General features: G+C 44.2%; 7 protein-coding genes and 1 pseudogene. All 8 read left to right on the top strand.

Annotated features, from left to right (window positions below; genetic code table 11):
- Window positions 1-61 precede the first annotated feature (61 nt).
- A pseudogene (locus G4417_RS16020) lies at window positions 62-283 on the top strand (DUF2500 family protein); the annotation flags it as partial.
- Complete coding sequence (gene galT, locus G4417_RS16015; protein ID WP_173684181.1) at window positions 277-1,767, top strand: UDP-glucose--hexose-1-phosphate uridylyltransferase; 1,491 nt, start codon at window positions 277-279, stop codon at window positions 1,765-1,767. The pseudogene G4417_RS16020 and the gene galT, both read left to right, overlap by 7 nt.
- A 290-nt stretch (window positions 1,768-2,057) precedes the next feature.
- On the top strand, window positions 2,058-3,014 hold the full coding sequence (locus G4417_RS16010; protein ID WP_055053977.1) for a helix-turn-helix domain-containing protein: 957 nt from the start codon (window positions 2,058-2,060) through the stop codon (window positions 3,012-3,014).
- Window positions 3,015-3,190: 176 nt separating this feature from the next.
- The gene (locus tag G4417_RS16005; protein WP_173684180.1) at window positions 3,191-3,868 is read left to right on the top strand and encodes a response regulator transcription factor; all 678 of its coding nucleotides are present in this window, start codon (window positions 3,191-3,193) and stop codon (window positions 3,866-3,868) included.
- A complete protein-coding gene (locus G4417_RS16000; RefSeq protein WP_118392952.1) occupies window positions 3,861-4,760 on the top strand; it encodes a sensor histidine kinase in 900 nt (299 codons plus the stop codon). Before G4417_RS16005 ends, G4417_RS16000 begins: the two co-directional genes overlap by 8 nt.
- 135 nt (window positions 4,761-4,895) lie before the next feature.
- On the top strand, window positions 4,896-5,567 hold the full coding sequence (locus tag G4417_RS15995; RefSeq protein ID WP_006858253.1) for an ABC transporter ATP-binding protein: 672 nt from the start codon (window positions 4,896-4,898) through the stop codon (window positions 5,565-5,567).
- A 15-nt stretch (window positions 5,568-5,582) separates the two neighbouring features.
- Window positions 5,583-8,228 (top strand): ABC transporter permease, encoded by a 2,646-nt coding sequence (locus G4417_RS15990; RefSeq protein WP_173717703.1) that lies wholly within the window; start codon window positions 5,583-5,585, stop codon window positions 8,226-8,228.
- Window positions 8,229-8,295: 67 nt separating this feature from the next.
- Entirely contained in the window at window positions 8,296-8,604 is a 309-nt protein-coding gene (locus tag G4417_RS17045) for an Ig-like domain-containing protein (protein WP_330598411.1), read from the top strand.
- Window positions 8,605-8,660: the final 56 nt, after the last annotated feature.

The raw sequence follows: 8,660 nt of genomic DNA, 5'->3' as shown, positions 1-8,660 counted from the left end.
CAGTCTGACGCCTAAAGCGTCTGGAAGCATGTGACTTTAGTCATGTGAGGTTCACAAGAAGCAAGGAATCTATACCCATATGCAGTCTGAAGCACATGTACCTTGGTTTCGCGTTGTATTTGAGATGACAGATGGAAGTTTGATGGAATTTCAAATGCAACAGGGAGATTTTCGTGAATTGGAAAAAGGCGATCAAGGTATGTTGACTTATCAGGGAAATCGGTATATATGTTACCAAAAATATAAATTTAAAAGTGAAGCACAGGAGGAAGAAAAATGTTAAGTGAAAGCATTGCAAAACTGGTACAGTATGGGATTACAACAGGTCTGACACTAGAATGTGAAAGAAATTACACAACAAATCTTCTGCTGTACGTTTTTCATGAGGATGACTATGAGAAACCGGACAACATTGAGGAACCTGTTAATCTTGAAGCAACATTGGGCGAATTGCTGGACGAAGCCGTAAAAAGAGGACTGATCGAAGACAGTATTGTATACCGGGATCTATTTGATACCAGATTAATGAACTGTCTGATGCCACGTCCGGGCCAGGTGCAAAAAGAATTCTGGGATAAATATAAAGAAAGCCCAAAGGAAGCAACAGATTATTTTTATAAATTGAGTCAGGACAGCAATTATATCCGCAGGTATCGTGTAGAGAAGGATCAAAAGTGGAAGGTAGACAGTCCATACGGTGAGATTGATATTACCATCAATTTGTCCAAACCGGAAAAAGATCCAAAAGCAATTGCCGCGGCAAGGAATGTAAAATCCGGAAGCTATCCGAAATGTCTTCTTTGCCCGGAAAATGAAGGATATGCGGGACGTGTTAATCATCCGGCAAGGCAGAATCACAGGATTATTCCGATCACAATCAATGATACTCCTTGGGGATTCCAGTATTCTCCGTATGTATATTACAATGAGCATTGTATTGTATTTAATTGCCAGCATACTCCAATGAAAATCGAGAGAAATGCATTCATTAAACTGTTTGATTTTGTAAAACTGTTTCCGCATTATTTCCTTGGATCTAATGCAGATCTGCCGATCGTAGGCGGCTCGATTTTAAGCCATGATCATTTCCAGGGTGGACATTATACATTTGCAATGGCAAAAGCACCAATTGAGCAGCACGTGGTACTTCCGGGATTTGAAGATGTAGAGGCTGGAATTGTAAAATGGCCGTTATCTGTACTTCGTATTCGTCATAAAGATTCTAACCGTTTGGTAGATCTGGCAACACATGTGCTGGAAGTATGGAGAGGTTATACTGACGAAGCAGCATTTATTTATGCTGAAACCAATGGAGAGCCTCATAATACAATTACACCAATTGCACGTAAAGTAGGGGATATCTACGAATTGGATCTGACATTAAGAAACAACATTACAACAGAAGAACATCCGCTGGGCGTGTATCATCCGCATGCAGAATATCATCATATTAAGAAAGAAAATATCGGTCTGATCGAAGTTATGGGACTTGCAGTTCTTCCGGCCAGATTAAAAGGTGAGATGGAACTTCTGGAAAAGTATATTCTCGAAGGCAAAGATATTTCTTCAAATGAACAGATTGAGAAACATACAGAGTGGGTTAAGAAGTTCCTTCCGAAATATCCGGAAATCACAAAAGAAAACATCCATGGCATTCTTCAGAAAGAGATTGGAATCGTATTTACCCATGTTCTGGAAGATGCAGGAGTATACAAATGTACGACCGAGGGAAGAGAAGCATTCATGCGTTTTCTTGAAACATTATAAAAATTGAAATAAAAGGATTCTTTGCAGGAAATGATTGCAGGAGTACAGATAAACCAGGAATCGGATGTTTAATTGCATGTGCGATATGGTTTATTATGTTTATTCTGTTGCTTATGGAGAGACATAAAAGAGAAAGATAAATTATAGAAAAATAGAATGTTTTCGGGGTGAAAATGCTGTTTATTTGTTTTAGACATACGATGTCCGGTTGAAAATTAGCGGATTCTCGTTTTATGTCGTGGTAATTTTGGTGCATATTGGTAAGCTGTAAGAGGAAGGGAGGTAGAGACATGGATACAAAAAAGATTGGAGCTTTTTTAAAGCAATGTCGTAAAGAAAAGAATCTTACACAAGAGCAGCTTGCCGAGAAGTTTGAAGTATCTGCAAGAACAGTTTCCAGATGGGAAACAGGAATAAATATGCCAGATCTCAGTATACTTGTTCAACTTGCGGAGTATTACGATGTTGAGATAAGAGAGCTCCTGGACGGAGAAAGGAGCCAGACTATGAATAAAGAGATGAAAGAAACACTGGACAAAGTTGCGGTGTATGAAGAATGGGTGAAACAAAAAGCATTAAAGGCTGGAAATGTTGCATTTGCATCAATGTTTGTGATTAGTGTGTTAGCGATTATTATTCAAATGTTATTAACGGTGGATATTCGTTTGATTTTAGGAGAGACAGTAGCTGCTTTAGTAGGAGGAATCCTGTATGCCTCTATTATGGTGCACAATGGAATATGGGATAAATGTTTGCCAAAAAGTGCTGCTATATGGCAAAATTTTCTCACCAGTGTAATATGTGCAGGAATTTTTACAGTCATCTATGGTATATGTTTATTTAGAATGGGAGCTACAGAAACACAGATAACACGATTAGCATTGGGATTTTTGACTGGTATTACTATTGTGTCATTTATTATTCTTAGGATCTTAGCATTTATTAATCGAAAAAGAGATCAGAATTCACCAAATGTTCAGGAGAGAAAAGAAACTTCCCAATCTAAGACAGAATGGAAAAAAATTTATAATGCACAGAATATAGTAGAGACAGAACGGCTAGTAGAAATGTTAAAGCAAAATGGAATAGCAGCTTTTTCGCAGGAAGCAGGTGCGAATGTTGTAATGCATGGAGCACCTGGATTTGGAATATATGGTGTGGATATACTCGTGAAAACCTATGATGCAGAGAAGGCAGTACAGCTGATCAAGGAGATTAATAACCAAGAGAATGAAGAAAAATTTTGACATTTCCACACATGCGTGCTAATATGATTATAGAAAAAGAGTGCTACCGATAGACGGTTTGTCCACATACTTAATTGATTGAAAATAACCGTTCAGTTTGCGAGGCTGAAGCGGTTATTTTTGTGTCTTTTTATTATCTTTGCCGAATACCTTTGAGTAACGAGGGAGTGAGATATATGGAGCAATTATTGATTGTTGAAGATGATATTGGTTTGAATCAAGGTTTATGCAAAGCACTGAAAGTAGATGATCGGAAGGTTATTTCCTGCAAAGACCTGAAAACGGCGAAGGAGCAGCTGCTTTGCGGCGGTGTATCCCTGATCCTGTTAGATATCAATCTGCCGGATGGCAGTGGGCTTGAATTGCTACGGGAGGTCAAGGAAACCACACCCGGGATTCCTGTTATTCTGCTGACTGCCAATGATACCGATCTGGACATCGTGGACGGACTGGAGAGGGGCGCTGATGATTACATTACCAAGCCCTTTTCTCTTTCGGTTTTGCGGGCAAGGGTGAATACCCAACTGCGAAAGCAAACGTCAAGCCATAAAAATGCACCGATCCATATTGATCTTTTTCACTTTGACTTTGAAGCAATGATCTTTTATGTGGGAGATTCAAAAGTGGAATTGAGTAAAACAGAACAAAAATTACTGCGTCTGCTTGTTGAAAATCGTGGTCGAACCATGACCCGTGGAGACCTTGTAGACAGGATCTGGACAGATGGTGCTGAATATGTGGATGAAAATGCTTTGTCTGTTACGATTAAGCGTCTGAGGGATAAGCTTGGGGCACAGAAATACATTAAAACCGTCTATGGAATCGGTTATAGCTGGGTGACAAAAGATGAATAAAACCGGCATTGTGATCATACTGCTGTGTTCTCTGGCGGCGGCAGCTGTTGTATTATGGGAGCGGAGAAAGGTCAGAAAAACGATGGAAGAAATCGAAAGGATGCTGGACGCTGCCATGACCGGTTCTTTTTCTGAAATCACTTTTGATGAAAGCCAGCTGTCTGCTTTGGAAACAAAGTTTGCACACTATCTTTCTGCCGCAGAAGCATCTTCTCGAAATATGGCACAGGAAAAAGACAAAATCAAATCCTTGATTGCGGACATTTCCCACCAGACGAAAACGCCGATTGCAAACCTGCTGTTATACAGCGAGCTTTTGATGGAGGAAACTCTGCCTGCATCGGCAAAGGAAAACGTGGAGGCACTGTACAAACAATCGGAAAAGCTACGATTTCTGATTGATTCTCTCGTAAAACTTTCCAGACTGGAAAATGGGATCATTTCACTTTCCCCTCAGCAAGCATCACTTCAGCCGCTGCTTGAAAGCGTAGTAGAACAATATGCCGCCAAGGCTTCTGGAAAAGGATTATCCATATATCTGTACGATACAGATATTTCCGCTACATTTGACTTCAAATGGACAGCGGAAGCACTGGCTAATATTGTAGACAATGCCATCAAATATACGGAGCATGGAACAATCACGATTTCTACCGTAAGTTACGAAATGTTTACAAGGATCGATATATCGGATACCGGTTCAGGTATCCCGGAAAACGAGCAGGCAAAGATATTTTCCCGTTTTTATCGTTCAAATGCTGTTCAGGAACAAGAAGGGGTTGGCATCGGCTTATACCTTGCCCGACAGATTATATCCGGTGAGAGCGGTTATATCAAGGTTGCTTCCGTTCCGGGAAAAGGAAGTACGTTTTCCATATTTCTGCCGAAATAACAACAATTCTATCAAAACTGTTAGATTTCATTTTCTGCCGGAAAGAATGTGGAAAGAATCCTATGCGATAATCTGTATGTATCAAAGGATCATTTCCTTTCATACATACAGATTTTTTCATGGAGGTACTCATTTATGGAAGTTTTACAGGCAAAAAACCTGAAAAAGATTTATGGCTCCGGCAATAACGCAGTTCATGCGTTGGATGGAGTTGATTTAAGTGTAAAGAAGGGCGAATTTGTTGCAATTGTCGGCACATCCGGCTCCGGCAAATCCACGCTGCTGCACATGCTGGGCGGGCTGGATCGTCCTACAAGTGGCACGGTCATGGTGGACGGACAGGATATTTTCTCCCTGAAGGAGGAAGCGCTGACCATCTTCCGCCGCAGGAAAATCGGCTTTGTGTTCCAAGCATATAATCTTGTTCCGGTGCTGAATGTGTATGAAAATATTGTTCTACCCATTGAGCTGGACGGTGGCAAGGTCAATAAGGATTTCGTACAGCAAATTGTACAGACACTTGGGCTGGATGATCGTCTGGATGCGCTGCCCAATCAGCTCTCAGGCGGTCAACAGCAGCGAGTAGCCATTGCCCGTGCGCTGGCGGCAGCACCCGCTATCATTCTGGCAGATGAACCCACCGGCAATCTGGATTCCAAAACCAGCCAGGATGTATTGAGCCTTTTGAAAGTCACCAGTCAAAAGTTCGCCCAGACAATCGTAATGATCACTCACAACGAAGAAATTGCGCAGATGGCAGACCGCATTATCCGTATCGAAGACGGTCGGATCGTCTCCCAGAACTAACGGGAGGTGGCTACGATGAATGTCAAAAATCGAAAATGTATTCGAAAACTCAGCTTAAAATCTCTTTATGCGAACCGTCGTCGCAATCTGATCGCCATTTTTGCCATTGCGCTGACAACGATGCTATTTACGTCCATGTTCACCATTGTCTTGTCGTTGAACGCCAGTTATGAAACCTACCAGTTTCGGCAGGTAGGTGGCTATGCACACGGTACCTTTAAAGATGTTTCCCCCGAGCAGGCGGAACGTATCGCTGCTCATCCAAAGGTGAAGGCTGCGGGGGCACGGAAGGTGATCGGCATCACTGTGGATGGTGTCTTTTCCAAAACGCCTGCAGAGATCAGCTACATGGATGCCAACTGCACCAAATGGAGCTATGCCACCCCTACTACCGGGCGGATGCCCGAAAGCGGCAAAGAAGTAGCCATGGATACGGCAGCGTTGCAGCTGCTTGGCGTAACGCCGGAGCTGGGCGCCGAGGTCACGGTTTCCTATTCCATCACGGACAAGGATCAAACCGCCTTTACTGTAACAGATACCTTTACGCTGGTGGGCTATTGGGAATATGATGAACTAATGCCTGTTCACTACATCAATATCAGCCGTGATTACGCAGATGACATCGAAGCGCAGGCAGTGAAAACAGGGTTACAGCCTTTCCGCACCGATTTGAATGTCATGCTGACCTCCGGCACAAACATTCAAGGGCAGATGGAGCAGGTGGATACCGATCTTGGCTACACATGGGACAGCTATACTGATCCCAACAGCGTCCGGATCGGCGTCAACTGGGGATATACCTCATCCCAGCTGGAATCGCAGCTCGATCCAGAGCTGATGATCGCCATAGCAGCTTTTTTGCTGCTGGTGATTTTCACGGGGTATCTTATCATCTATAACATTTTTCAGATCTCTGTTGCAGGGGATATCCGGTTTTACGGACTTCTGAAAACCATTGGCACAACGCCCCGGCAGCTCAAACGCATCATTCGCCAGCAGGCACTTCTGCTTTGTCTGATCGGCATTCCGGCGGGGCTGCTGCTGGGCTACGGCATCGGCGCTGTTTTGATGCCTGTTGTCTTGCACTCCATCCAGTTGAATACAGGCATCACCACCATCAGCACTTCGCCTGTGATCTTCCTTGGTTCTATGCTGTTCGCCTTGTTGACGGTGCTTTTGTCCTGTTCCAAGCCCGGAAAAATGGCAGCCAAGGTCTCTCCGGTGGAGGCTACCAAATATACGGATGTGATGCAGACCAAGAAAAAACGGCGCAGCATCCGAGGAGCAAAGCTCCATCAGATGGCCTTTGCCAATCTGGGACGAAACAAGAAAAAGACGGTACTGCTGGTGTTGTCTCTGGCACTGTCGGTGACACTGTTCAATGCGCTGTGTGCCTTTGTGGGCGGCTTCAGCATGGAGAAGTATGTATCCGCCATGACCTGCGCCGATTTTATCGTCAGCACTCCCGACTATTTTCGTTATAACCCAGCAGATGAATTCATCACGCCAGAACAGATCGGAGAGATCGCAGCAAACACAAAGGCCAGTCTTTCCGGCACGGGATATGCTGTGCGAAAACCCGCATATCTGTGGATGACGGAGGATGCTCTGCGGCAGGACTATGCAAGGTACGAAAGCGCCGAGCAGTTGGACAGCCATATGAGCCGCATGGAGCACCGGGGCAATATGGTGATGGGAGATACCAGAATCGAGGCTCTGGATAACAGTCTGTTTGACAAGCTGCAAGTGCTCGACGGAGATATTTCTCCTATGCTGGAGCCGGACAATAACGCCATTGCCATTGCGGTTTCCTTAGATGACTACGGTAATCTGCTCAATCCTGAATACTACCCCAAGGTGGGAGACACGATCACGGCTACCTATGCGGATGATGTGAAATATATCGACAGCCGCACCGGAGAACTCCGCACCGAAGATACACCGGAGGAGTACCGTCAGAAAAAACTGTATGGAGCCAGAGATGTAGAGTACACGGTCTGCGCCTTGGTAGAACTTCCGAATTCCATGAGTTATCGTTATAGCGGCGTTGGCTATGATGCAGTTTTGTCTGTGGACACCGCACAGAGGGACAGCGGTGGTGCAGCCATTCCGATGCTCTACCTGTTCGACACAGCGGACGAAGCTGACGAGGCCGAAGCAGAGCAATATCTGTCAAAGCTCACGGCCGGTGAGTTTTCGCCCTTGATGTATGAAAGCAAAGCCACGGTTCGCTCTGAGTTTGCTCAGTTCCGGCAGATGTTCCTTCTGATCGGTGGTATCCTTTGTGCTATCATTGGGCTGGTGGGACTCTTAAATTTCTTCAACGCCATGATGACCGGTATTCTTTCCCGCCGCCGGGAATTTGCTGTGCTTCAGGCTGTAGGAATGACGCCCCGACAGCTCAAAACCATGCTGATCTACGAGGGGTTGTTTTACGCAATGTCTTCCGTATCGGTGGCCTTTGTGCTTTCAATGGCGGTGGGACCTCTTGCGGGGAAAATGCTGGGCAGTATGTTCTGGTTCTTTGAGTATCGGTTCACCGTTCTGCCTGTCCTGCTGACAATTCCGGTATTTCTTCTGCTTGGGTGGCTGATTCCTTGCATGATGTATGATAACGCAGCGAAATGCAGCATTGTAGATCAGTTAAGGGATGCTCAATAATTGTTAAGCCAAAATTAGCCCTCTGTCAATGAAAAGGCTGAGGGCTGGAATTCAAATAATAATCAAAGTGACCATTACACTGGCCAGCGGCAAGAAACAGGTCATTTCCGTTACTGTGCAAAAAACAACAGTAAGAACAACAAAGATCACCGGACTGAAATCAAGCGTGACCGTTGCAAGAAATAAAAAACTTACGTTGAAACCGGTCATCAGCCCGATCACTTCCCAGGAGAAGGTTACCTACAGTTCTTCAAATAAGAAGATCGCAACGGTAAGTTCCAGTGGTGTGATCACCGGAAAGAAAAAGGGAACAGCCTATATCACAGTGAAATCTGGAAAGATCCGCAAAAAAGTAAAAGTAGTAGTGATGAGTTAGAGCTTGAATGAAAAAGTAAATTCTACATTCTAATATACCTTGATTTTATGCGGGAT

The sequence above is a fragment of the Blautia wexlerae genome, from assembly GCF_013300825.1.
Classification (GTDB): domain Bacteria; phylum Bacillota; class Clostridia; order Lachnospirales; family Lachnospiraceae; genus Blautia_A; species Blautia_A wexlerae_B.
The sequence above is the reverse complement of the archived record's forward strand: the minus strand, read 5'-3'. Positions and strand labels throughout refer to the sequence as shown.